Source organism: Brasilonema angustatum, from assembly GCF_059505445.1.
On record NZ_JCACKO010000046.1, the window covers coordinates 1 to 24,249 of the forward strand.

General features: G+C 42.1%; 22 protein-coding genes and 2 pseudogenes. 17 read left to right on the forward strand and 7 right to left on the reverse strand.

Going from position 1 to position 24,249, the window contains the following annotated elements:
* From AC5JM2_RS10460 to AC5JM2_RS10480, 5 genes and pseudogenes are all read left to right on the forward strand, one after another.
* Positions 1 to 1,973: COR domain-containing protein (locus AC5JM2_RS10460; protein WP_495834825.1), on the forward strand; the 1,973-nt coding region annotated here is incomplete at its 5' end.
* A gap of 20 nt (positions 1,974 to 1,993) precedes the next feature.
* Complete coding sequence (locus AC5JM2_RS10465; protein ID WP_495834857.1) at positions 1,994 to 2,284, forward strand: DUF6883 domain-containing protein; 291 nt, start codon at positions 1,994 to 1,996, stop codon at positions 2,282 to 2,284.
* A 5-nt stretch (positions 2,285 to 2,289) separates the two neighbouring features.
* Entirely contained in the window at positions 2,290 to 2,976 is a 687-nt protein-coding gene (locus tag AC5JM2_RS10470) for a DUF4926 domain-containing protein (protein WP_495834826.1), read from the forward strand.
* A gap of 739 nt (positions 2,977 to 3,715) precedes the next feature.
* Positions 3,716 to 5,389: a right-handed parallel beta-helix repeat-containing protein gene (locus tag AC5JM2_RS10475; RefSeq protein ID WP_495834827.1), complete on the forward strand. Its 1,674-nt coding sequence runs from the start codon at positions 3,716 to 3,718 to the stop codon at positions 5,387 to 5,389.
* A gap of 39 nt (positions 5,390 to 5,428) precedes the next feature.
* Positions 5,429 to 5,566: pseudogene (locus AC5JM2_RS10480) on the forward strand (choice-of-anchor Q domain-containing protein); the annotation flags it as partial.
* Between the two features lie 583 nt (positions 5,567 to 6,149).
* Here the strand turns inward: AC5JM2_RS10480 and AC5JM2_RS10485 are convergent.
* Positions 6,150 to 6,377: a hypothetical protein gene (locus AC5JM2_RS10485; RefSeq protein WP_495834828.1), complete on the reverse strand. Its 228-nt coding sequence runs from the start codon at positions 6,375 to 6,377 to the stop codon at positions 6,150 to 6,152.
* A 557-nt stretch (positions 6,378 to 6,934) separates the two neighbouring features.
* Positions 6,935 to 7,426: an orange carotenoid protein N-terminal domain-containing protein gene (locus AC5JM2_RS10490; protein WP_495834829.1), complete on the reverse strand. Its 492-nt coding sequence runs from the start codon at positions 7,424 to 7,426 to the stop codon at positions 6,935 to 6,937.
* A 295-nt stretch (positions 7,427 to 7,721) separates the two neighbouring features.
* Here AC5JM2_RS10490 and AC5JM2_RS10495 point away from each other — a divergent pair, with 295 nt between their 5' ends.
* Complete coding sequence (locus tag AC5JM2_RS10495) at positions 7,722 to 7,934, forward strand: SDR family NAD(P)-dependent oxidoreductase (RefSeq protein WP_495834858.1); 213 nt, start codon at positions 7,722 to 7,724, stop codon at positions 7,932 to 7,934.
* A gap of 55 nt (positions 7,935 to 7,989) precedes the next feature.
* Here the strand turns inward: AC5JM2_RS10495 and AC5JM2_RS10500 are convergent, their stop codons facing one another.
* Entirely contained in the window at positions 7,990 to 8,406 is a 417-nt protein-coding gene (locus AC5JM2_RS10500; protein ID WP_495834830.1) for a DUF6335 family protein, read from the reverse strand.
* Positions 8,407 to 9,155: 749 nt separating this feature from the next.
* Here AC5JM2_RS10500 and AC5JM2_RS10505 point away from each other — a divergent pair.
* The 9 genes and pseudogenes from AC5JM2_RS10505 (at position 9,156) to AC5JM2_RS10545 (ending at position 18,075) form a co-directional block, all read left to right on the forward strand.
* The gene (locus tag AC5JM2_RS10505) at positions 9,156 to 10,247 is read left to right on the forward strand and encodes a DJ-1/PfpI/YhbO family deglycase/protease (protein WP_495834831.1); all 1,092 of its coding nucleotides are present in this window, start codon (positions 9,156 to 9,158) and stop codon (positions 10,245 to 10,247) included.
* Between the two features lie 214 nt (positions 10,248 to 10,461).
* Positions 10,462 to 10,989: pseudogene (locus tag AC5JM2_RS10510) on the forward strand (SRPBCC family protein); the annotation flags it as partial.
* Positions 10,990 to 11,145: 156 nt separating this feature from the next.
* The gene (locus tag AC5JM2_RS10515; protein WP_495834832.1) at positions 11,146 to 11,667 is read left to right on the forward strand and encodes a hypothetical protein; all 522 of its coding nucleotides are present in this window, start codon (positions 11,146 to 11,148) and stop codon (positions 11,665 to 11,667) included.
* A gap of 76 nt (positions 11,668 to 11,743) precedes the next feature.
* Positions 11,744 to 12,913, forward strand: a complete 1,170-nt coding sequence (locus AC5JM2_RS10520) for a zinc-dependent alcohol dehydrogenase (RefSeq protein WP_495834833.1) — start codon at positions 11,744 to 11,746, stop codon at positions 12,911 to 12,913.
* Positions 12,914 to 13,008: 95 nt separating this feature from the next.
* Entirely contained in the window at positions 13,009 to 14,193 is a 1,185-nt protein-coding gene (locus AC5JM2_RS10525; protein ID WP_495834834.1) for a Gfo/Idh/MocA family protein, read from the forward strand.
* Between the two features lie 103 nt (positions 14,194 to 14,296).
* Entirely contained in the window at positions 14,297 to 14,638 is a 342-nt protein-coding gene (locus tag AC5JM2_RS10530; RefSeq protein WP_210616558.1) for a cupin domain-containing protein, read from the forward strand.
* Positions 14,639 to 14,993: 355 nt separating this feature from the next.
* Positions 14,994 to 16,646 carry a flavin monoamine oxidase family protein gene (locus AC5JM2_RS10535; RefSeq protein ID WP_495834835.1) on the forward strand — a complete coding sequence of 551 codons (1,653 nt, stop codon included), beginning with the start codon at positions 14,994 to 14,996 and terminating at the stop codon, positions 16,644 to 16,646.
* A 97-nt stretch (positions 16,647 to 16,743) separates the two neighbouring features.
* A complete protein-coding gene (gene ccmP / locus AC5JM2_RS10540; RefSeq protein ID WP_495834836.1) occupies positions 16,744 to 17,385 on the forward strand; it encodes a beta-carboxysome protein CcmP in 642 nt (213 codons plus the stop codon).
* Positions 17,386 to 17,388: 3 nt separating this feature from the next.
* Positions 17,389 to 18,075: a pentapeptide repeat-containing protein gene (locus AC5JM2_RS10545; protein WP_495834837.1), complete on the forward strand. Its 687-nt coding sequence runs from the start codon at positions 17,389 to 17,391 to the stop codon at positions 18,073 to 18,075.
* A gap of 55 nt (positions 18,076 to 18,130) precedes the next feature.
* Here the strand turns inward: AC5JM2_RS10545 and AC5JM2_RS10550 are convergent, their stop codons facing one another.
* Positions 18,131 to 18,997, reverse strand: coding sequence for an NmrA/HSCARG family protein (locus tag AC5JM2_RS10550; RefSeq protein ID WP_495834838.1), 867 nt, complete (start codon positions 18,995 to 18,997; stop codon positions 18,131 to 18,133).
* A 246-nt stretch (positions 18,998 to 19,243) separates the two neighbouring features.
* Here AC5JM2_RS10550 and AC5JM2_RS10555 point away from each other — a divergent pair, with 246 nt between their 5' ends.
* Positions 19,244 to 20,161: a LysR family transcriptional regulator gene (locus AC5JM2_RS10555; protein WP_495834839.1), complete on the forward strand. Its 918-nt coding sequence runs from the start codon at positions 19,244 to 19,246 to the stop codon at positions 20,159 to 20,161.
* 541 nt (positions 20,162 to 20,702) lie between these two features.
* On the opposite strand, the gene AC5JM2_RS10560 is transcribed toward AC5JM2_RS10555, so the two are convergent.
* The 3 genes from AC5JM2_RS10560 to AC5JM2_RS10570 all read right to left on the reverse strand — a co-directional run bounded on the left by AC5JM2_RS10560 (position 20,703) and on the right by AC5JM2_RS10570 (position 22,926).
* Entirely contained in the window at positions 20,703 to 21,743 is a 1,041-nt protein-coding gene (locus AC5JM2_RS10560; RefSeq protein WP_495834840.1) for a GUN4 domain-containing protein, read from the reverse strand.
* A gap of 4 nt (positions 21,744 to 21,747) precedes the next feature.
* Positions 21,748 to 22,695 carry a CHAT domain-containing protein gene (locus AC5JM2_RS10565; protein ID WP_495834841.1) on the reverse strand — a complete coding sequence of 316 codons (948 nt, stop codon included), beginning with the start codon at positions 22,693 to 22,695 and terminating at the stop codon, positions 21,748 to 21,750.
* 81 nt (positions 22,696 to 22,776) lie between these two features.
* Complete coding sequence (locus AC5JM2_RS10570) at positions 22,777 to 22,926, reverse strand: plasmid partition protein ParG (RefSeq protein ID WP_495834842.1); 150 nt, start codon at positions 22,924 to 22,926, stop codon at positions 22,777 to 22,779.
* A gap of 604 nt (positions 22,927 to 23,530) precedes the next feature.
* On the opposite strand from AC5JM2_RS10570, the gene AC5JM2_RS10575 reads away from it, so the two are divergent.
* A complete protein-coding gene (locus AC5JM2_RS10575; RefSeq protein WP_495834843.1) occupies positions 23,531 to 24,115 on the forward strand; it encodes a CIA30 family protein in 585 nt (194 codons plus the stop codon).
* The last annotated feature ends 134 nt before the right edge of the window (positions 24,116 to 24,249 follow it).

Genomic DNA, 24,249 nt, shown 5'->3' on the forward strand with positions numbered 1-24,249 from the left:
CGCAGCTTAACCTCAGTTACAACCAAATAACCCAGATTCCAGAGGCGCTGGCTAATTTAACCAATCTGAGGGAGCTTCACCTCAAGGGCAACCAAATAACCCAGATTCCAGAGGCGCTGGCTAATTTAACCAATCTGAGGGAGCTTCACCTCAAGGGCAACCAAATAACCCAGATTCCAGAGGCGCTGGCTAATTTAACCAATCTGAGGGAGCTTCACCTCAAGGGCAACCAAATAACCCAGATTCCAGAGGCGATCGAAAGTTTGCCGAAATTGGAAAAACTAGATTTACGAGGAAATCCGCTTCCTATTTCACCAGAGATTTTAGGAGCTTTTGAAAATGTTGGTTCAGTTAAAGACATTTTCAATTACTTGCGATTACTCCGAAGCGCTGAAGTGCGTCCACTCCACGAAGCCAAACTGTTGCTCATCGGACAAGGCAGCGTCGGCAAAACATCCCTGATCGAGCGACTAATCCGCGATAAATATGATAAAAATCAACCCCAAACCGACGGACTCAATGTGGAAACTTGGAACGTGCAGGTCAATAGCAAAGATATCCGCCTGAATGTTTGGGACTTTGGCGGACAAGAAATTTATCATGCCACCCATCAGTTTTTTCTGACTAAGCGCAGCCTCTATCTCCTCGTTTGTAATTGTCGCACCAGCGAAGAAGAAAACCGCATCGAATATTGGCTCAAACTCATCGAAAGCTTCGGCGGACAGTCTCCGGTAATTATCGTTGGCAACAAAAAAGACGAACAACCCCTCGACATCAACCGCAAGGCATTACGCGAAAAATATCCTAACATCCAAGCGATTATCGAAACCTCCTGCCAAGACAATATCGGCATTGATGAACTTCGCACCGCAATTTTGCAGCAAATCGCCAAACTCAAAGAAGTCTACGACCTTTTACCCCTCTCATGGTTTGAGGTTAAACAAAAACTTGAATCCATGCCCCAAGACTTCATCAGCTACAACAGCTACATCGGCATCTGCCACCAAAAAGAGATTCCCGAAGAACAAAACCAAGAGCAACTAATCGACTTGCTGCATCGACTCGGCTTAGTTCTCAACTTCCGCGATCATCCCATCCTCAAAGATAGCAACTCCCTCCAAGATACCAAAGTCCTCAAACCCAACTGGGTGACAGAAGGTATTTACGCGCTCCTGAGCGATGAAAACCTCAAAACTAAAACCAAAGGCATTTTCACCCCCGCCGATCTCACCCGCATTCTCGATCCAAAGCGTTACCCCACCAAGCGTCACAACTATCTGATCGAGTTGATGAAAGGATTTGAGCTTTGCTTTGCACTAGAATGTCAACCACCACAATTTTTGATTCCAGGACTTCTGCCCAAAGACCAACCAGACGAAACACAACTCCACGGCGAAACCCTGGAATTTCAATACCATTACAAAGTTCTCCCCGAAAGCATCATCTCCCGCTTCATCGTCATCACCCACGAAAAAATTTATAAGCAAATCTATTGGCGCAGTGGCGTAATGCTGCAATATCAAGAAAACAACGAAATCTACAACATCGCTCGCATCAAAGCCGATCCCGAAGACAAAAAAATCTTCATCACCATTAGCGGACGCAAAGAAACCCGCCGCTTATTTCTCGGCATCCTCCGCGATGTCTTCCAAAAAATCCACAATAATCTTAACCTCGAAATCACCGAATGGGTTCCCGTCCCCAAATATCCCAAACATCCACCCCTCGACTACCAAGAACTTCTCGGACTTGAGGCAATGGGTGAAAGCACAATCACCATCGGCAAACTAAAATTAAAACTCGATTTGCGTCAACTTTTAGATGGCTATGAATCCAAGGAAGAAAGGCAAAAACAGTTTTCTATTCATAATCAGTACAATACCACTTATCATCAATATGGAAAAGGCGATAATTTTGCTGGCGATGAGGTCGAAGGCAATAAAACAGGATCAAGTTACCCAACTTTGAATTAGCCTTTATTGATCGCAACAAACTGCAAAACTATAGCCTCAACTCCCAACATGATCGCGGAAAGCACAAAGCCAGATTATTTGCCGCTATCCTAGATTTAGGTAGCGATGATCCAGAAATTCTGCAACTGCTAATCGAAGATGCGATTCAAAATTATCAAGCAATTCCCAGCCTGTTAGATGAATATGGTCAACGCTATATCGTCGATTTCCCCATCACCCGCAACCAAAACACTGCTAACATCCGCACAACTTGGATCGTCCGCCCCACCGAAGATTTTCCCCGTCTCGTTAGTTGCTATATTTTGAAGTAATGCCCATGTTTGCAACTCCAAACAAACTCAATTTATTAGATATTGTTGCTCTTAAAACTCCCTTATCCGAACATAACCTCCTTGCAGGTCAAGTGGGAACCATTGTCGAAATCCTCGCCCCCGAAGTGTACGAAGTAGAATTCAGCGATGATGACGGTCAAACCTATGCCATGCAAGCTTTACCAGCCCATCAACTCCTAAAACTCCATTACAAACCCCTAAAAACTATGTCTAACACCATCCATCAATACGGCAAAGGCGATAACGTTGCAGGTGATAAAATCCAAGGTGATAAAATCCAAGGTGATAAAAACCAAAATGACTTCAAAGACGCAACTATTGGATTTGTCGCTCAAAACCAAGCCCAAGCCACAGTAAGCAATCTTAATCAAACAAGCGGCGCAAACATCACCGAAATTCTGCAACTGATCGGCAACCTGCGCCAAACTGCCGCCCAATTCCCACCAGATGACCGCGAAGGCATCATCATTGATATTGATGATGTAGAAGCAGAAATTCAAAAGCCAGAAAAAGAACGCGATTTACCCAAACTCAAAAAGCGTCTACTAGCTTTACTAGCTGCTGCTACTCTAGTCGCTGCCCCGATTGCAGGTATGACAGACTTTGCAAACAATGTTATGGAAATAGGGAGCAAATTAAATCTCGAACTAAAGCTTCCCTCTGGTAAATAGACTTTTCTCACTCCAGAGGCGATTGCGCGGAGCGCAGACGCCAAGGGCGTATCGCAATCTATCCAAGCTCCCTGTCATTTGTGATTACATTAGTAATACTAAAATGCTACATAGACTCGTGGTGTTCCTGTTGCTGTGGTAGTTGTCATTTTTGTTTCCTTTGCTTTCTCTATGTTTTTATCGTAGCTTTATTTGGACTTTAGATTAATTTCTATATAAACGCCAAGCTGTTTACATAGAAAGAGTTTTGGACAAATAGCTCAAATTCTCGCTGGGTGAAGAAAGCGAACCTCAAAAACCTTACATAGACGATGATTGGTGAGAATTAATCAAATTGTTAGTCTAAACTCCAGTTAGATGCAGTTGGCAGAAAAATCACTTAAGTGCTTGACCGTTGCATAAGTCCTGATATAATGTACAAAGGAAAAAAATTCATCCCAACTTCAAGGGTGCTTAGGCCAAATCTCTCAATAAATTCACCAAACAATGGCTAAGCCCAAAATGAGTGAAGCATTTACCTAATTCCTGTTGCATAATTACCTAACTTTGAAAAAGCTTCAAAAACAGAAGCGTTGTTTCTGTTGTTGAAGATTTGGGTTGAACGTGCGTTGCTCCAGTAAGCACGTAATTTCCGCGAGCTTTTAGAGCTGAATTCAATTGCTCTAACATTCAGGGTTCTGCCTTTCTTCGGGTCATCTCCAGTTAAGACGTTAACGAAGAACTTGATGGAGGCAAAATAATGAACATTACAGATTCTCAATCTCAGGCACTTCAAAGCAATGTCTCGGGTCAACAAATTCCCGATGTCATTCCTAATCCCAGCAATCATCAAAATTCCACTCTTAATGCGAATGGAGAAGGTACTGGAATTTCCAAAGGTGTACAAGATACCATCGATTCTTGGACCAACAACGCCTCTGGTGGGAATGGGACTCAGATTAATGGCAATAATGCAAGCAGTACTCTGCCTGGTCTATCTAGTCATGATCCGAGCCTCGTCAACAATGGTAACAACAATCTTTCTGGTGGTAGCAATGGAGACCCTCTAACTGGAGGACAAGACACCCTCGTCGGTGACTCTAATTCAGACCAGCTCACTCAGGACTTTAACAATTCTAGTGGGACATCTCCATCCCCTAATTCTGCACCGACACCTGCATCCCCCTCTTCTTCAACGCCAACAGCAAATAACTCTGGTGGTATGTACTACGTTTCACCGGATGGTAATGATAGCAATCCAGGTACAAGTGATAAACCTTGGAAAACTGTTAATTATGCGGTTGGGGAGAACTCTGTTGTCAAAGCTGGTGACACTATTATGGTTCAACCAGGTACATACAATGAGCAAATTACCCTTGGTAAATCTGGTAATAGTCAGTCAGGTAATATCACACTTAAAGCCAATGGTAATGTCACACTAGATGACCCTGACTCTAGTAGTGGAGCCTTCGGAGAAGGAGTTATTCAGTCAGCTGGCAAAGGCTATTGGACTATTGATGGCTTCAATATTCAGAATAGTGCCTGGGCTGGAATCGCTTTACGTGATGCCAACAATATGACTGTTCAAAACAACCATACTTACAATACTGGCTCTTCAGGTATCATCGTCATGCCTGACCATTACTTCCAGGGTGGAGATGCTGAGGTTACTAGTAAAAATATCAAGGTGCTCAACAACACTGTCGAAAAAAGCAATGCGAAATGGCCAGGTGGCACAGGCGACAATTCTGTATCTGACCCAACTGGCACGCAAGAGTCCCTGAGCATTTGGGGTGTTGATGGTTTTGAGGTGGCTAATAATACCGTTAAAGATGGCAAACGTGAAGGTATCGACATCAAAACCGGTTCTCGCAATGGCTCTGTTCATGACAACAATATAAGTGGTCAAGCCTCGCTTTCTGGTACATATGGAGGCTATCAAGGTGGTCCTGCTCTTTACATAGAGGGTAACCGTGCTGCTTCATTTAACATTGATGTCTACAAGAATGTAGTCACTGGAAACACTGCTGATGGAATTGTTGTTGCAGATGAAGTGCCTCAGCAAGGGGATGTTTCTAATGTCCGAATCCATGACAATGTTGTTTCTGGAAATGGAAAACAAGGTATGAATCCTGGTAACGGCATTGCCGTGACTAGTAACGTTCGTAACGTTGAAATTTTCAACAATACCGTTGATAATAATGTCCAAGCCCTTAACATTGATGGCAGTGGTTATGTCACTGGCGGCTATAAACCAACCGACATTGTGGTACGCAACAATAAGTTTACTAATAGTACATACCGGAATGGGTTGATTGAAGATGCAGGCAATGTGACTTTGGATGGTAACTCGTTTTCAAACAAGTTTGACAAGCTGTATGAAGGTGGAACTGGAATTGACAACATGAAGGATACCAACAACATCAAGGTTTAGTCAGTAGGATTTGTCAATTCAAGTGGCAATGATTTCCACCTCAGATCTGGATCGCCAGCAATTGATACTGCTTCCTCAGCAATTGGTCAGTACGATCAACATGACAAGGATGGTGTACAACGACCTCAAGGTGCTGGCACTGATATGGGTGCTTACGAGTATGGAAGTCATGCTTAAGAATACAGCTGTGTGAATGGTTCGAGCAAAAGTTAGGGATGAGGCAACATATTGTCTGTGGGTAGGCTGGATGCTAACCAAAACAGTGTTTGTGATCCACACATACACTGACACTCATCCTTAAAACGTTGCTAACAAGAGGAGTGATTTTACAAAGCGGATTCAGCTTTAGTGAAATAACTCTCTTGAACCAAAGTTTTTCATAGCAAGGAGCGATCGCGCAGAGCACACCGTTTTTTGAGCGGTGCGCTCCTTTTCTTTATTAATCTGGGTTCATCTGCGTGTTCTAAGTAGCCCTCAAACTCAAATTTTTGTAAAAAAATCGGCATTGCTGATTTGAAGTATGAATTCAGCAATGCCTGTGCTGAATGCAGCGGAGCGAAATGTAGGCACGTTTGCGCAGCGCCCCCTTAGGGGGTGCCTTCCCGCAGGGTAGCATCTGCGAGATTCTAAGCGCCAAAGGCGCACGCTGAGTCCCAAGGGGACACGCTACGCGAACGCTTCACTCCACGTATGCCCTACGAGCACGCTACGCTAACAGAATGACAATTCATACCCTGATTCAGCAACGCCAAAAAATCTATTAAAATTCTCGACCACACATAGAATCAACAACTGCAAGTGGTTTATTTTTATTCTGTTCACGACATAGCAAAGTCTGAGCTAGACGTTGCTGATAATAGTATTGATGAGCAGTCCAGCCCACAGGCGTACCAGCAATTATACCAATTATTAGACCAGTAAATAGGCTCTGAATAAGGTGTTTTCTTTTGATAATATTTTGTCTAACAGATGTCTCTTCTTTAAACATAAAATTATTATTTTATATTAACTGAAAAAACTACGATACAATTAAAATGGCGAAAGACTAATTTCATTTATGAGTATTTTACCTTTTAACTTACACTTGTTTCCATAGCAATCCTAAACTATTGGTGATAAATTTGGAAACAATTGGGCTAATAAAATTCGCTAGTACACAAAAAAAGTTCACGTACGTGGACTTAATAAAATAACCTGCGCCAGCGGGTTTGGTTTGTGTAGCCGCGATTTATAATCGCCAGGACTGAATAAAATTTCATATTAAGATTTGATGTTAAACTACGTATTTTCTCAGAATTCAATTCGGACTGCTATATATTGAATGTTTGTTTATACTATCACATAATCTCCGTCTCAAAGTTTAATGATTATGTAAAAATACTTTCTTAGTACTATCTAAAGACAGGCGAGAAAAATACAACTCTTCAATATTAATAAGCATAGATAAACACAGATGTAAATAGTAGAGTATATTAACTCTGTGCTTATCTATAGTTTTTTCTTTGCTAAATAACAAAGATTATGCCATCTGACAATTTGAGAATTTTAAATTTCCGCACCTGGTTTGGGTTCAGCACCCATTGGTGAAACGTAATCGCGGAAAAGAGTGATTTGTTGCTCATATTCTATTTGGATAATTTTGCCGAGCAGTTGTTGAGCTTGCTCGGAAAGCTTATAGTCTGGAGGCATAGGCTTGATAATAATTTGATCCATACCTTGGGCTAAGCGATACCAAAACAGTAGTTTGGTTGTATCAGCCAATGAGCCATACATCCGGGTATAATCACTATCTGCTTTGTTAATCAAATCACGCTGAAATTGCAACTGCTCATCGTCGGATAATTCTTTTATTTGATTGAACAAACCGTCAGCAATTTCTGGAGAAACAGTACTAGCACCAGGTGCAGCAGGTGTGATGGAACCACCCATCTCTTTGTAAACGAACCAAAATAAAGCTAGTTGTTCATCTACGTCCAACCCTTGCCAAGCTGTAACATATTCACGAATAGTTGGATCGCCCGTTTGGATGGATGTCATAAAAAACTCCGATTGCCATAAATTACTAACATTAAAAAGAGTATCAAACATTTATTGAGTATTTAACCCCACTCAAGGCAGATGTATCGAAATCAAACAGAAGAATAAGAAAACAAACAATGGAGTGAGATTTTAGAAAAATTCTAGATTTTTTGTGATGAATTCTCAGAAGGCGCTCAAAAGATCAAACAGAAAACATCTATCAAATGGCTTGTTTATTCTAAAATTCGAGTTTTTGACAGAATTTTCAGGAGGTTAAAACATGGAAAGACGTTTATAATCGAAAGTAGCTATTATTACATGCCCTTCCACTGAAATTGGAAAAGCGATCGCCCATAAATTTGCCAAACAAGGAGGATCAGTTGTTGTTAATCGACTACCTAATGATCCAATTGAGCACGTAGTCAATTCAATTAAACGTTACAGTGGTAAAGGAATACCCTATGCAGGAGATGTTTCACAACAATTCCACCCTCAAAACTGGGTGGAAACAGCAATTAATGCTTAGCAAAGAAGAAAGGGAAGGAAGCCCCGACTCCCTGACTCCCTCATCCTTTTGTTATTCAGTCTCTTCTGTTTTCATAATCTTGCGATGACTTTGGATCTAATTCCCAACGGTTGTCATCGCGCTGATCTAAAATTTCTGTTGTGCGTAAAAAGGCTTTGTCGTCCATTTCCATTCCAACAGCAGCACCGAGTTCATCTACAATATCTTGATCAGGAGTAGGAGCGGTACCACCTACAGCTTCATCACCTTCATCTGCTGCTGTTTCCCAAGCTGCATCCACATCCCCTGCTGTTAGTTCTGGATTGACATCAGAATTTCTTTTGGTTTCAGCCCGCAGTTTATGATCGCCAATATTATACCCCGGTTCTGTCTTAACACCAGTGCCGTAAGATTCGGTAATTTCTTCTGGCAAATCATCTGTTTCAAGTTCGTTATAACTATTTTGCTTTGCTAAATCTTTTTTTTCTGCCATAATCCTAGTCCTTGCTGCATCCTCAAGATAACGCTTTATCCTCAAAGGGTAGTCTTCCTAAAGATGTATGACTTTTGAAATAAAACAATATCTTCCTTAAGAATGAAGAGAAGCAACTTATTGATGCATAGTCTTATATGTATCAATTCACGTTATAGCCACTTCATGGAGAGTTATGGGTTGAAAGAGGTGGAAATTAGAAAATATTTTTTCTGATGACCATTACCTCCTTACAACTCATAACTATTTTTTTTGATATTTTGTGAAAAGTGCTCGTTCAAAAGCAACATTTGTATCTCACTTAATAAATCAAAAATATATCCCTAAAGAACGACGAATAAAAGCTTTTGAAATGTCATAAAGTAAGTAAGTACATGAATTCATGGTCGAGTGATAAGGTAGTTAGGAACTATGACTTTAAGCTTTGAGCAAATTGAACTCAAAATCATAGCTCCTGACTGTTTTCTAAAATCACTAATAAATGGATAAAGTAATTGACAATAATATAAATACTTATACTTATATTATTGTGTTAAGGAATGCTATCATATTTACTAAGTTTGAATAATTTCAAGCTAAGTTATCAGCAGAATTACGTTTAACTCTTCCCAGTATCACTAACAAGTGAAGTCACTGTAAGAGTGTAGGTGATTAAGTCCTGAGTGACAGGTTAAAACTCACAAAAAAAGTTAAGGAATGATACTTGAACCACTGAATATTCTAGTAAGTTGAGGAATTAAGGAAAACCAATGGTCAACAATAGTAGTGGAAACAAAAAAGTTGCTATCCTCATCGAAAATGATGTAGAAGATGCAGAATTTCAAGTACCATTCAATGCATTAAAGCAAGCGGGAATGGAAGTCGTTGTCCTTGGTTCTCGTGTTAACGAAACTTATAAAGGGAAACAAGGGAAAGTTTCTAAGCAAGCCGACGGGACTACAACTGAAGCAATAGCTTCTGAATTTGATGCTGTAGTCATTCCCGGTGGTGTGGCTCCCGATAAAATGCGGCTCAACCCCAATACTGTCAGATTTGTGCAAGAAGCGATGCAGCAAGGAAAATTAATAGCTGCTGTTTGCCACGGACTACAACTTCTAATTGAAGGCGACTTACTCAAAGGAAAACAAGCCACTGGTTTCTTAGCAATTCGCAAAGATATAATTAATGCTGGTGCTAACTATGTAGATGAGCCTTTAGTAGTTGACGGAAATTTGATTACTTCACGTCAACCCGGAGATTTGCCAATTTTCACCACAGCTTTATTGAGTCGTTTGGGTTATGGTGGTAAAGATGCGGCTTTACCAGATGAGAGAGATCCAAAAGCCGAATGGTGGAAATTGGCTAATGCTTGGGGTGGTTCTACCAAGGGTGAGGTTGTTAAGGCTTTGAATACAGCTCTTTCTGGTGAACGTTATTCCCAAGAAGCGTTGGAGAAGTACTCAGAGAAAGAATCTGATGCACAAATAAAATCTCTGTTTCAGCAGATGATTAGTAATAAACAGCGCCACATCGAATTTTTGGAAGCGCGTCTAAATGAACTAAGCGAAAAACCTTCTTTAGCAGCAAATATTGCTAACCAGTACGCGAAAGTCAAAACCGCTCTTACAGGAAGTGACGATATCTATCAGTTGCGATCTGCGTTGGGCGATGTGCAAACGGGTATTGGTGATATTGGCAACTTGATACCAGCAACGACTGACCCAGTATCAACTGCAATGTTCACACAAATTCACAAAGACCTGTTGACAGACGAGCAGCAACTGGTAGAGCTGTATCGGACTCGGGTGGGTGCAGACGTCAAGCCTGCTAAACCGACTACAGGATCTGCTGTGTCAATGTAACGTCTTTGTGGAACAAGCACCTGGGCGGGGTATCGTACCTTTGGGGAGTAGCCACTCTGCCCTTGCGAGCAAACTCGACTAGTAGACGTCTTTTGAGCGGTGAGACAGCATGACGCAGGAGGGCTTGCCGTTTTCTTAGAAGGCGGCGTAATTTTTGTCGTGAAGAACCGCTATTGTCAGAAAGTAGACTGATTTATCAGAGTAATATCACATACAACGAAGCACAATTAAATCAGCACAGCAAGTAATTGGCGGAGGCATAAGTCAAGTGATAAAAGTGGAAAAGACGGTCACGATTGATAAGGGGGCAGACGAGCTTTACCGCTTTTGGCATAACTTCGAGAATCTGCCCAATTTTATGAAGCATCTCAAGTCTGTGAAAGTGTACGATAATAAGCGTTCTCACTGGATCGCAAATGCACCTTTGGGTGGAAGTGTGGAGTGGGATGCAAATATTATTGAAGACCGGGAAAACGAATTTATTTATTGGACTTCAGTACAAGGTGCAGATGTTGACAACTCTGGTTTTGTCCGCTTCAAAAAAGCGCCTGGTGATCGTGGAACTGAGGTCAAAGTTGTTCTTCAATATAACCCGCCTGGTGGTGTTTTAGCATCTGTATTTGCTAAATTTTTGGGTGAAGAACCAGAACAGCAAATAGGTGATGATTTACGCCGTTTCAAGATGTTAATGGAAGCAGGCGAAATTGCGACTAATGAGGGACAACCAACAGGCGAAAAATGAAGTTGTTAGTTAATAACTTTGACTAGCGACGAATGACTTTGAATGCAAAAAAAACTGCAATAAAAAGTTTCAGATATAGTAACTTATTCATAGTATTTTCAGATATTATGATGAGCATATTATCTGACTGAAAAGGAAAAAAAACGGAGATTTTGTATGACTGGCTTACGTAAGATTTTGACAGTTTTTCTAGTTGGATTAACATTTTTCGTCACGCAAGCTTTTGGCTATGGCGCATTACAAGCCCAAGCTAATGACACCGTAAGCAGCCCACAAGGTGTTTATTACAAAGGAACACCTGAAGGCGCTGGCAGAATTAATCACAACGACAACAACGTAGTTGACAAAACAAAACAGAACTTAAAAGAAACTGCTGATAATGTCCGCGAAAAAGTCAACAAAGTGGGTGATGCCGTAAAAACTCCAGAAGCTACTCATTACAACGCAACACCCGATGAGGACAATTTCAGCAAAGGCAATAAGCTATCTCAAAATAGTGGTTCAAACCCCTTAAAAGGAGCTGCTGAGAATATCCGCGAAAAACTCAATCTTGATCAAGAACCTCCTCGCGCTACAAAAGAATTTTTGAGGTCAACTGAAAAAAAAGTTGAAAATACTGTTGAACCAGTAACTGGAAGACGAGAAGGATACTATCAAGATTCTGCCAGAGTCAGATAAGTAGAGTCTATGGTGTAGGGTACGGTAACTCCCTACACCATAATGACGAATCAGCAATTATTAAGGACTAAAGACTATGAAAGCAGTTTGCTGGCATGGTGCTAACGATGTGCGAGTCGAAACGGTACCAGACCCCAAAATCATTAACCCACGAGATGCTATTGTCAAAATTACCTCGACGGCAATTTGCGGCTCTGATTTGCATCTTTACAACGGCTACATCCCCACAATGGAAAAGGGGGATATCCTCGGTCATGAATTCATGGGGGAAGTCGTTGAAGTTGGTAGTGCAGTAAAAAATATTAAAGTGGGCGATCGCGTTGTCGTTCCCTTCACAATAGCCTGTGGTAACTGCTATTTTTGCAAACATGATTACTGGTCCCTGTGTGACAACTCCAACCCCAATAGTTGGATGGCAGAAAAGTTGATGGGTTATTCACCATCAGGTCTATTTGGTTACTCCCATATGTTAGGTGGTTACGCTGGAGGTCAAGCAGAATACGCCAGAGTTCCCTTTGCCGATGTAGGCTTGTTCAAAATACCTGATGGTTTAACGGATGAACAGGTACTATTTTTGACAGATATTTTTCCGACTGGTTACATGGCAGCGGAAAACTGTAACATCCAACCTGGTGATATCGTTGCTATCTGGGGTTGTGGGCCAGTTGGGCAGTTCGCCATCAGGAGCGCTTATTTGCTGGGTGCAGAGCGTGTGATCGCCATTGACCGTGTCCCCGAACGCCTACAAATGGCGAAAGAATACGGCAAAGCAGAAGTCCTCAACTACGAAGAAGTGGATGTTGGTGAAGCCCTTAAAGAAATGACAGGGGGTCGTGGTCCTGATGCTGTGATGGATGCAGTAGGAATGGAAGCGCACGGCACAGACTTTATGGCGTTATACGACAAAGCAAAGCAAGCAGTACGTCTAGAAACAGACAGACCTACAGCCTTGCGCCAAGTGCTTCTTTCTTGTCGTAAAGGCGGTCATGTATCAATTCCGGGTGTTTACGGAGGCTTTGTGGACAAAGTGCCAATGGGTGCTGTTGTGAACAAAGGTTTGACCATTAAGACGGGACAAACTCACGTCCATAAGTATTTACGTCCTTTACTTGAGCACATCCAGAATGGCGACATTGACCCATCATTTATTATCACCCATAGCTTACCTCTAGAACAAGCACCTCACGGTTACGAAATTTTCAAGGATAAGAAAGACAACTGCATCAAAGTTGTATTGAAACCATAAGGGCATTGATCATTTGTGCTTTGCTGCAAATGACCCTTACCGGTCTCCCACTGTAAGGAACTGGCGAACCAATGACTCATGACTAATGACTAACTATGTTTGACTCTGTAAAAAAAGAACTATCTCGGCGTGCTCTTTTATATAAGGCAGGTTTTGGGTTCATGGGACTGAGTGTTGTTGGGGCAGTCGGAAACATTATCAAACCCACCCGTATTCTAGCCCAAGCAGCACCAGCGCCATCCAATGAACCTTCTTTATCTCCGGAAAAAAAGCTCGGATGGGCAATTGTTGGTTTAGGTGAGTTTGCCACCAAACAGATAATGCCCTCGTTTGCAGAGTGCAAGAAGTCGAAGTTGGTAGCATTGGTGAGTGGCGATCGCGCCAAAGCCGAAAAGTATGCCCAGCAATACAGCGTCAACCCCAAAAATATTTACAATTACCAGAACTATGACTCTATCCGCAATAACCCGGAAGTAGATATTATTTATATCATCTTACCCAACGCGTTACATGCGGAATACACTATTCGTGGAGTGCAAGCAGGCAAACACATAATGTGTGAAAAGCCGATGGCGATTACTGTAGCAGAATGCCAAGCAATGATTGATGCGGCAAAAAAAGCAAACCGCAAATTGATGATTGCTTACCGCGCCCAATACGAACCATACAACCTCGCAGCCATTGAACTTGCTCGTAGTGGAAAACTAGGTAAGCTCAAGTTAATTACCTCAGATCACGGACGAAACCTCAACCCCAAAGAACCTCAAGATCGGTGGCGCGTGCAAAAAAAATTAGCTGGCGGCGGTTCTCTCTACGACATTGGTATCTACAGCTTACAAGCAGCACGGTACATCACAGGCGATGAACCTGTAGCAATTAGTGCCATGATATACAGTACCCCTAACGACCCCCGGTTTCGGGAAGTCGAGGAAAATGTCAACTTCGTGCTACGTTTTCCTAGCGGCGTTCTTGCTAACTGCAGCTCCAGCTACGGCTACTCCAATACCAAACGGATACAAGTTTTCGGGTCTGACGCCGTCTTGGAATTAGATCCAGCCACAGATTACTACAAACATCGCTTGATTATAAAAAGCAAAAACGGTAACCAAGAGCAAAAAATTGAAGACAACAATCAGTTCGCCCTAGAGATAGATCACTTATCCGAGTCCATCATACAGAACAAACAACCCAAAACTCCCGGCGAAGAAGGCTTACAAGACGTTAAACTTATGCAGCTTATTTACGAAGCAGCCCGCACAGGCAAAACCATCAAAGTTTAGTCATTAGTCATGAGTCATTAGTCATGAGTCATTAGTCATGAGTCATTAGTCATTGGTTTTTTTTTCTACACACCCAGATATAAACCTAACTGAGGAAACAAATATGTCTGACACAAGCGTTAAAAAAGTAGACTCCGCCCATTCTCCCAAAGGTCAACAGGGTCAAAAGTATCTTGCATCTGGTAAATCTGTTTCAATGCGTCTTTGGGAGAACGAACAACCTGATGAATCCAAAGAACCCGCAACACGGGAATATGAAACTGTTGGTTATGTCATCAGTGGTCGTGCCGAGTTGCATATTGAAGGTCAAGTCGTTTCATTAGAGCCTGGAAATTCCTGGGTAGTGCCAAAAGGAGCATCCCACACTTACAAAATTCTAGAACCATTTACCGCTGTTGAGGCAACCAGTCCACCTGCTGAAGTTCACGGTCGAGACGAGAGTTAATTTATATATTTTTACAATACTTTTTGATCGAAATTGCTTTTATCCAAATATTACCAGAGGCTCAGTCTCTGGTTTTTTCTTTATTTTGCAACACTCTATCCTAATGTTTGCATAGGTAACTAATGTTCTATTTCAATACTATAGAGGAACGGTGTTACACTCATGAAAGTAGCTAATTATCTAGAACACCGATTCACTAATCCCAAAAACCAGGTTTCTGTTACTGGGAAGACCGAAATTTGGTTGATTCAACAAGAAGAAACCGGGTTTTTTAGTCACAATTATGAATACTCAATCGGTGTTCTAGCTGGTGTGTTTTGTCTTGAAATAACAATAAACAATAAAGGCAAATGCAATGGCGAGATCGGCGTTGATGGCATTCTTACAGCGAGCTTACAAAATAACTCAGGTATCTTTAGAAACAGGAATTCCTGCGGACGAAATAGTTGAGATTCTCCAGCAAAAGACCACTCGTCGTCACTTGATATATGGAGGCTTGGGATTAGCAAGTGCCATCAGTGCAGTGACGTGGGATGATGGAGGTGACGGCGTTGCATATGCCACAATTCCTAAAGTCTTGGTAGTAGGTGCGGGAATTGCTGGACTCGTAGCTGCTTATCGCCTTTCTCAAGCAGGGGTTCCTGTGGATATTGTTGAGGCAAGAAATCGTATTGGTGGTCGGATATATACAGTACAAAATGCTTTAGGTACTTCTATACCCGTAGACTTGGGTGGAGAATTTATTGACACAATCCATACTAGCTTACGCTCTCTGGCACAGGAATTAGGTTTGCAAATTGCAGATTTGTATGCAGATGATAAGGATTTGATACAATCAACATCGTATTTTCAAGGGCGTCACATCTCAGAAAAAGAAACTCTACAATGGTTTGCTCCATTAGTACAAAAAATAAAGCGAGATTTAGCTGCTATCGGCAAGACACCTATTACTTATCGCACACACAATCAGGCTGCTAGTAAGTTAGATCATACCTCTATCACTCAGTATTTAGAGTCAGCGCAAGTTCACCCGCTTCTGAGTCAGAGAATACAAGCTGCTTATACTGGTTTATACGGTCGAGAAGCGAAGGAGCAGTCTAGTATAAATATGCTGCTTTTTATTGGCACAGATCCGAACAGCTTCCAGATTAGTGCCGAAAGTGATGAACGTTTTCAGATTGTTGGTGGAAATGACCAAGTCCCTCGTTTATTAGCACGAATTTTAACCAATTCTATCGAAACAGGAACGGAATTAGAAGCGATCGCAACTCGAAGTGATGGCAGTTACCGAGTCAGTTTGCGTTCTGGTAACCGCTCTTTTGAACGAACATATGAACGAGTTTTGCTGGCGCTACCTTTTAGTACTTTGCGTCAAGTCTCGTTAAATGTAGATTTGCCAGAAGTAAAAAAGAAGGCGATCGCTCAACTAGGTTATGGTAACAATGCCAAGTTAATTACCGCTTATCGAGAACGCATCTGGCGCACACGCTATAACTCAACTGCATTTGTCTCTACCGACTTAGACTTTGAATACATCTACGAAGCTTCTCGTTATCAACCAGGTTCAAGTGGTCTACTCACCAATTTTACTGGCGGTCAAAGCAGTTTACTTCTTGGGCAAGGTTCCGCTGAATCTCAAGCTCAAAAACTGCTCACACAATTAGAAAAGATATTCCCAGGAATTCCTAGTGTGCGCAAAGGTCAAGCTATTCGTGCGTATTGGCCCACAGAACCTTATACAAGAGCCTCCTATGCTTGCTATCTTGTTGGACAGTGGACAACAATTGCAGGAGCTGAACAAGAAAATGTAGGTAATCTATTTTTTGCTGGCGAACATTGCTCCCAAAAATTCCAAGGTTATATGGAAGGTGGTTGTAGAACAGGTGAAATGGCTGCTGTCCAAATTCTACGTTCTTTGGGTTTGAAAAAGAGCGCGGCTCAACAACAAGCGCGAATGACCAGAACTAGGGGTGTAGGGGAAAAGGATACTGAAAAACAAACTTCGTAACCCAGCAATTCTAGTACCCAGCCTATGGTAGTTTAAGGTTGGTTGCACTTAACATATTGCAACAGATAACTTTTGCCTTTATGACTGGAGCACAACCTTGGGAATAGAACTACGCAGTTTCGTATTTCTTGACAACCTGCAACCTCAACATGCAGCATATATGGGAACAGTCTCTCAAGGTTTCTTGCCATTACCAGGCGATACATCGCTATGGATTGAAATCTCTCCTGGTATCGAAATTAATCGGATTACGGATGTTGCATTGAAAGCAGCCTCTGTCCGTCCGGGAGCACTGGTCGTCGAACGACTGTACGGTCTATTGGAAATTCATTCTAGTTCCCAAGGCGAAACGCGAGCTGCTGGTCAAGCCATTTTGGCGACACTAGGAGTCCAAAAACACGAATCTCTCAAACCGCGTGTTGTCTCTAACCAGATTATCCGTAACATTGATGCTTACCAAGCACAGCTTCTCAATCGCACGAACCGGGGACAAATGCTGCTAGCAGGGCAAACACTGTATGTATTAGAAGTTGAGCCTGCTGCTTATGCTGCACTGGCTGCGAATGAAGCGGAGAAAGCGGCGGCGATTAATATCCTTGCGGTTCAACCTGTAGGGAGCTTTGGACGGCTTTACTTAGGTGGATCAGAACAAGATATTCTTGCAGGTGCTCAAGGAGCATTAACGGCGATTGAAAATGTAGCTGGTCGGGTAAATTCTCAGAGTGGGCGTCAGGAGTAGAACATGGCAAATCTTCAGCATGAAGCTTTACTAGAAATAGGTGCGCTGGCATGGAATGAGTGGAGAAGGAGAAATCCCCAAATTGAACCAGATCTTAGAGATGCTGAACTCAATGGCGCTAACCTCTACAGAGCCAACCTCATAAAAGCCAATTTAAGCGCTGCTAACTTCAGTGTTGCTAACTTAAGCGCTGCTACACTGACACAAGCTGATTTAAGTCATGCCAATCTGATTGGAGCTGATTTGACTGAGGCGAATCTCAAAGGCGCTTTCCTGTGTGAGGCTAACTTGATTGGGACTGAGTTGAAAGGCGCTAACTTGAGAGATGCCGATTTGGGTCATGCAAAGCTAATTCGTGCTAACCTCTGTTTTGCAAACTTAATCGCAGCGAACTTAATTGCGGCTGACTTAAGTCAGGCAAACCTGTACGAAGCAGAAGTGATTGGCGCTTACCTTTACAAAGCTGACTTGTACAAAGCTAATCTCAGGCAAGCTCACCTTAGTGGTGCATACTTGTTACGAGCTAATTTGAGTGAAGCTGACTTGAGTAAAGCTGACTTGAGATGGACTAACCTCCAAGGAGCGAACTTAGCAGGAGCTAATCTCAGAGGAGCTAAGCTTGAGGGAGCGAAACTCAGGGGAGCCAACCTTAGTGGTGTGGATTTTCAGGACACAGTAATACCTGAGTAAATACCTGTTTTCTTCAAGTGAACAATCTATTGTTTGACCCAACAGCAGACGCGTTTCAGGCTGGTTTTGCCCAGTTGTGGTCGCGCAAATAGGACTCAAAGTCAGTCGGGGCAGGAAACTCGCGTTTCAACTGATCCAAATCTGCCTTGTAGCCAAAGTTCTCTAACCAGCGAAACATGATGGTCACCTCCTCTCCAGCTTGCTGCTCAAACGCTTCAAACGGAATTTGTTGGTAGTTAACGGTTTTGCCCAGAACGCGGCTGAACGCGGCAGCGATTTGGGTCATGCTCATGTCCACACTGGCGACTTCCTTTTCGCGGTTCAAGAAATCTGCGGGACGTGAGAAAACCTCGGCGACCATTTCCCCGTAATCTTCTTCGGAAAGTTGCTGCAATTTCGTCTCGGGACTAAGCGGCTGGGAAAGCGTTCCCTTTTCAACCATCGGACGCATTTCGTTGTAATTGTAAAAAAAGAAAACCGGACGCATCATCGTGTAAGGCAAACCCAGCGATTGAATGTATTCTTCGACTTGAAACTTACTGTCGAAATGCGGAATGCCCGTGTTGCGTTCGGCGCTTCCTACCGAACTGTAGACGAAATGCTGAACACCCGCCGCTTTTGCTGCATCTGCTACCCTTTTGCCATCGCGAACTTCAGCTTCCAATCCGCCTTTGAGGAAGGTCTGCAACGAAAAAACGCCATAGGCACCTTGCAGAGCGCGGTCAAGTGAAGCGCGATCGCTAAAATCTCCTTCTACCAGTTCTGCACCCGCTTGTTTGAGTGCTTGGGCAGCGGGCTTGTTTTGGTCGCGCACGAAAGCGCGAACCGTGAAATTTCCGCGCTGCAAAAGATGACGCGCCACCGCACCGCCTTGGTTGCCAGTCGCGCCAGTCACGAGAATTGTTTGATTTGAATTTTCCATTTTTATTGCTGTTTGTGTATTTGAAATTCCTAGGACTTACGCACTCAAAACCCGAAACTTGGATCCCCCCTAGCCCCCCTTAAAAAGGGGGGGATCTTAAAAGCCCCTTTTTTAAGGGGGTTGGGGGATCTCTTGTGCGTAAGTCCTAATTCCATTTTGTCTAAATAGTAGCTTGTACAGAAAAAGGGAAAAAGTAGTTAAAATTCAAAACAGTTATGCAAAAAATTCAAAAATGCGTGTGCGTGAATGGACAAGCTGAAAAGCGTGATGATTTTTATGCGCTCCGCTCAATGTTGCAGCTTTTCGGAGGCAGCACGACAGTTAGGAATGGCTCCTTCAGCCGTGAGTCGAGCCGTATTGCGCTTAGAAGATGAATTGGGGGTGCGCTTGCTCCAGCGGACGACTCGCAGTTTGACGCTGACCGAAGATGGCAACCGATTTTATGAACGTTGTCAGCAAATTCTCAACGACTTGGAAGAAGCCGAACTCGAAGTCAAACAATCGCAGTCAATGCCGCGCGGAACATTGCGGCTCGATCTGAGCTTTGTGTTTGGCAAAATGCATATCGCTCCGGCTCTGCTGCGATTTGCTACACAATATCGTGATCTCAACCTGAATGTTTCTTTTAACGATCGCGTGATCGATCTGATTGAGGAAGGCATCGATGCGACTGTGCGGATTGGAATAAGCAACGATAGCCGTTTAATCATGCACCACCTGGCAACTGCACGCTACATTACTTGTGCCTCGCCGCAGTATCTCGCCCAGTATGGTACACCCACAACGCCCACAGAACTGTTGCAGCATCGCTGTGTCAACTTTATCTATCCACAGACCGGGCGAGAGCCTAAATGGAAGTTTGAACAAGACGGAAAATCTATTGACCTTTGCGTTGACAGTTATCTGCGATTCGATCATTCGGAAGTCATTTTAGAGGCGGTGATTCAAGGAGCTGGTGTGGTTCAATTTCCCAAATTTATTGCAGCGAAAGCGATCGCGCGTGGAGATCTCCAACCAATTCTCCAATCCTACACGACCCAAGTTGGATTACCGATCGCAGTGTTATATCCGCAAAAACGCTATCTCTCGGCTAAAGTTCGCGTCTTTGTTGAGTTTATGACAGAATTGACGGCTGCATTAAAGCGAGTTGATGTTGTAGATTGAAAGTTTGAATAAGTTAGCGTAGTGTACACCAGTTCCCACGTCAGGAAATTCAGTCTACCCCTCTTCTGTCACTTTCCAGAAAGACGATTGCCCAAAGGGCAGACGCCTCTGACGTATCGCTAGAAGCTTCATAAGGCAATCAATACAAGCTATGCTATTAGAAAAAAATGGATCTTGTATTTGTTATTAGAAAAGAATCGCGCAATTACTTGCTATACAAAAGCTCTAGAATTCAGAAATGGCAAATGTTTTCGGAGAGTGATAAATGAGGGATAAGAAATAAATTTTTGTCAAGCAAGCAAGAAACGCGAGCGTGGGCAAGCAATATAGGAATCATACTTGATTCTTGCTAGGTATACTGAGAACTAAACCTTTGTACGGTAAGCTCTTAGCTCATTTGGTTTTTCAAAAATCAAATACTAGTCCTATAGAAGTTGAATGACTCATTCAATAAGCCTTCTTATAAGATAAATTAAGCAATACTAACATAATATCTATAAAGTTTTAACTCATAAAAGCGGAACTAAGTAAGCTTTCGCATTTAGTGTATGTTGCACTGTTCAAGTCGCACAGAAAGAGAAGAACCACCAATCCCTCCACCATTACCATAACCAAACCACCATACACCTATGCTATGAACCGTTGGTAAATGACCCTTGGGAGCGTTTATATTATAATATATATCGTCTGGTGAAATTTGCTGGTACTTTAGGTTATTATCTGGAGACCAGGGTCTCTTACGCCACCCAACCTTCTGAGCAAAGTCCTCTAATACAGAAATATTGTCGTCTACCTTTGTTGGTATACCACCAACGTCTTCCCAGATACGCTTTTGCACAGTAAAACCAAACTTCCCATCACTATATTTTATCCAAAGTTTGTCTATAGTGCGGAGATCTTCACAGGGAAACTTAGCAAGATCATTCGAGTTTAACCAATTTTCTTTTTGTTTGCCAGATACTTCCAGCATTTTTTTAGCTGTTTCCTCATCAGCCATTTTCCAATTTTTATTTTTTAGCAGACTTTGTAGTTGAGCATATTCTGGTGAATATGATATATTCTGCTCATAGAAATAAAACCCTGTAAACCCAATTAAAAGAACTACTCCACCTGCAAATAACTTGTATTTAGCAGTAAAAATTTTTTTTAGCCATGATTGAGGTTCTGATACATCTACTTGATTAAGTATATTGAAGTTAAATTCATCAGTGGAACTAGATATTCGAGAATTTAGTTGTTCTTCTGCTTTATTATTTGGATAATTCTGTCTAAGTTCCAGATTACAATTGAGTTTTTTTGCAATTTCTTCTAAGAAATTTCCATATGTTCCTTTATTAAAAATAGGAATTAGTTCTTTGTTACAAAGCTTGCAAAGAGCTTCTTGATCGCCTATTTCATTTAAATATCTAATCAGGAGTAGAAAAAAGTCAGAATCTGAAGAATCTCTTAAAAATGAAAGTCGCTTTGGGTCGATTCCAATACTAAAACATAGTGCTTCTCGTGTTCTTGATTGCTGGCTACGGAGCAAAAGGTTTATTAATGTATCTACATCAGATTCAGTTAGTAAGTCTTGTTGGGACATATTTTTAACTTCCTACATTATTACAATTTAGTTTTAACTTAATTTTTTCTAACTCAACCGAGTATTTACCTCTTTTAAAGACAATCTCTAGTTCCTTGCAGATTTTACAAAGAGCTTGTTTGTCATCAATATTATGTAAATAACTAATTAGCTCTAAGGCAAAGTCAGTATCAGTAGATTGTCTGATAAATCCAAGTTGATTAGATTCAATTCCAATTTTTATACATAATGCTTTTCGTGCTGAATACTCTGCACGTCCGCTACGTATTAAGAGTTCTGTAATTATTTCTCTGTCAAAGTCGTTTAGTTCTTGAGATTCCTCAGATGTAGCTTCGTTCGCTCCTGAAAGCTCCTCTTCAAGCAAATTTATCTTAGCTACCGTCTCACCACTATTTGGCTTCTTCTTGAGAATCGGGGTTAGTTGCTCTGGAATATCTGCTAACCGAATTGCAGCACAACCAAATTTGTGGGCAAATTCAACGGGTCGTCCTGCTCCTAGGGCATCGTAAAAGCCCACAGTAAATTCAATTGCTGCTCTATCTCCAATTGCCTTGCTCATACCAATCACATAGTTAATGTGTTGAGAGATCGCGTTTGCCTGTATCTCTGAGTAACAACCGTTAAGGACAATACACTCAACGTGATCAGCAAACAAATCAAACAGTCCCGCTAAAGCTTCTCCATCGACTAGCTTTGCCGAACCAGTTTCATCTTCAAATACCAAACCTTCATCTCCCGTCCCATGCCCAGAAAAATGAATAATTTGTGGATTGATATCCAGCATTGCTCGCTGGATATCCCTCGGTCGGACTGCCCACTTCTGCTCCAAGACAAATTGATCGCGCTGCTTAGCTCGCTGTAGTCCAGCATCAATTTCACGCACTTCCTGATCCAAACGTAACGGTGTTGTGCCTTTAGGATTTGCTGCCAAAATTAAGATTGTTTGCACCATTTCCTTACTTCAGTTATGGTTGACATAGTTTTCTCACTCGGTTTTACTCATAGACAGAGCATCTGATTTGACACTAGCCTTTTACTTTTTGTCTGACCAATTTGACGAACTGTGTTGTTTTTCTAGCCATTGTTCGATTAACTCATTGACTACTTGACTCATCTTCAAACCCTGAAGAGCGCAAGTCGCATGGAATCGTTTTTTGAGTTTGTCCGTAATACTGATGTGCATAATAGTTACAGGTAATAAGGGTTACAAATATTGAACGGCACAAAATTCCAAATGTACAAACTTATATCTTTATAGAGATAAGTAAAACTAACTTATGCACTTATAAAGTCATAAGCTGAGACGCACTTAGTTTTTCAAGCTGAAAATCTCACAGCAAGGCTTTAAACATTTAAAAAGTATAATCTGTCAACCGTATGTTTATGCTTTTTAGTGTAGCTTTTTTAAAATGGCTAAAAAGTAGATATGACAAAGGTTTTCAGACCAGGTTGGATGATTTTACAAACATCTCGGCTCAACGCCTATTCCTGGGAGCTTAGCTCGATTACAACACGGCTATGAAATGATTCCCGTAGAGTAGCGAAACGCGATACGCAAAGCGTCAAGCGTTCGACTGACTTGTGCTGAGCAGTTCGATAAACTCAGTGTAAAACCTGTCGAAGTAGCTTTACCGAACGTCCGAAGTCCTCCGGCTTATCGCTCGCTTGGACGACATTGGGGATTTGGCAAGACGATTTGCCGCCATGTTATGAACAAGTGGTAGCAATCTTGTATAATTCTTAACATGATAAAAAAGTTAGTTGTAGCCTCTATTCTCCTTTGTCTAATGAACTCTTCTTTGGCAAGCGCAGAAGTTAATCATTTTGAAGACCCCAGACTGACAGTCTCAACTATTGAGGCAGATTGGTCGATCAAGACTGATAAAACTGAAAGACCGCAAGTTGGTGCTAGCGTTGCAACATTGCTCAAAGCTCAAAAGGAATTACAATTTCAGGGTACACTGGCTGCGATTGAGGGTAATGGGGGACTTGTCGGGTTTGCGTTTGTAGAAACACCTTTATCCCAAGATTTGAGCCAATACAAGTACATAGAATTCTACGCTAAATCTAAAGAAGCCAGAGTTGTTTACACGCTAACACTCAAAGACGAGCAAACTCAGCAGGACGCTGGAACTCTCACATTTGAGCAAGAGTTTGTTGTTGGGACAGACTGGACGAAAGTGAAGTTGCCTTTGAGTGAGTTTCAACCAAAAATTCGTGGCAGACTTGTAGATAGCTTTCAATTGGATCTTAAGCAGGTGCGATCGCTCTCTTTTCAAATCAATCGCAGCAAGCAGGAACCAGATTCACCCATTCCACTGGAGTTTGGTTTAGATGTAGGTTCAGAGGTATTGGTCACAAATCAGGAGTAAAGTCAAAAGCTGGTTAAATATTTGCTTCATTTGCTCGTACTTCGTCAAGCATCTGATAATCGGTCTTGACAATAGAGACATATAATAGTAAGTGCGTCAACGAGTACATACTCAGCTAATAGTTTCTGCGCTCC

Excerpts from the sequence above, each read along its gene's own strand:
- AC5JM2_RS10470 (WP_495834826.1), top strand. The coding sequence starts at position 2,290 with ATGTTTGCAACTCCAAACAAACTCAATTTATTAGATATTGTTGCTCTT.
- AC5JM2_RS10550 (WP_495834838.1), bottom strand. The coding sequence starts at position 18,997 with ATGGAAAATTCAAATCAAACAATTCTCGTGACTGGCGCGACTGGCAAC.
- AC5JM2_RS10515 (WP_495834832.1), top strand. The coding sequence starts at position 11,146 with ATGACTGGCTTACGTAAGATTTTGACAGTTTTTCTAGTTGGATTAACA.
- AC5JM2_RS10520 (WP_495834833.1), top strand. The coding sequence starts at position 11,744 with ATGAAAGCAGTTTGCTGGCATGGTGCTAACGATGTGCGAGTCGAAACG.
- AC5JM2_RS10490 (WP_495834829.1), bottom strand. The coding sequence starts at position 7,426 with ATGACATCCATCCAAACGGGCGATCCAACTATTCGTGAATATGTTACA.
- AC5JM2_RS10505 (WP_495834831.1), top strand. The coding sequence starts at position 9,156 with ATGGTCAACAATAGTAGTGGAAACAAAAAAGTTGCTATCCTCATCGAA.
- AC5JM2_RS10485 (WP_495834828.1), bottom strand. The coding sequence starts at position 6,377 with ATGTTTAAAGAAGAGACATCTGTTAGACAAAATATTATCAAAAGAAAA.
- AC5JM2_RS10475 (WP_495834827.1), top strand. The coding sequence starts at position 3,716 with ATGAACATTACAGATTCTCAATCTCAGGCACTTCAAAGCAATGTCTCG.
- AC5JM2_RS10500 (WP_495834830.1), bottom strand. The coding sequence starts at position 8,406 with ATGGCAGAAAAAAAAGATTTAGCAAAGCAAAATAGTTATAACGAACTT.
- AC5JM2_RS10535 (WP_495834835.1), top strand. The coding sequence starts at position 14,994 with ATGGCGAGATCGGCGTTGATGGCATTCTTACAGCGAGCTTACAAAATA.
- AC5JM2_RS10575 (WP_495834843.1), top strand. The coding sequence starts at position 23,531 with ATGAACTCTTCTTTGGCAAGCGCAGAAGTTAATCATTTTGAAGACCCC.
- AC5JM2_RS10545 (WP_495834837.1), top strand. The coding sequence starts at position 17,389 with ATGGCAAATCTTCAGCATGAAGCTTTACTAGAAATAGGTGCGCTGGCA.
- AC5JM2_RS10560 (WP_495834840.1), bottom strand. The coding sequence starts at position 21,743 with ATGTCCCAACAAGACTTACTAACTGAATCTGATGTAGATACATTAATA.
- AC5JM2_RS10555 (WP_495834839.1), top strand. The coding sequence starts at position 19,244 with ATGGACAAGCTGAAAAGCGTGATGATTTTTATGCGCTCCGCTCAATGT.
- AC5JM2_RS10525 (WP_495834834.1), top strand. The coding sequence starts at position 13,009 with ATGTTTGACTCTGTAAAAAAAGAACTATCTCGGCGTGCTCTTTTATAT.
- AC5JM2_RS10565 (WP_495834841.1), bottom strand. The coding sequence starts at position 22,695 with ATGGTGCAAACAATCTTAATTTTGGCAGCAAATCCTAAAGGCACAACA.
- AC5JM2_RS10570 (WP_495834842.1), bottom strand. The coding sequence starts at position 22,926 with ATGCACATCAGTATTACGGACAAACTCAAAAAACGATTCCATGCGACT.
- AC5JM2_RS10530 (WP_210616558.1), top strand. The coding sequence starts at position 14,297 with ATGTCTGACACAAGCGTTAAAAAAGTAGACTCCGCCCATTCTCCCAAA.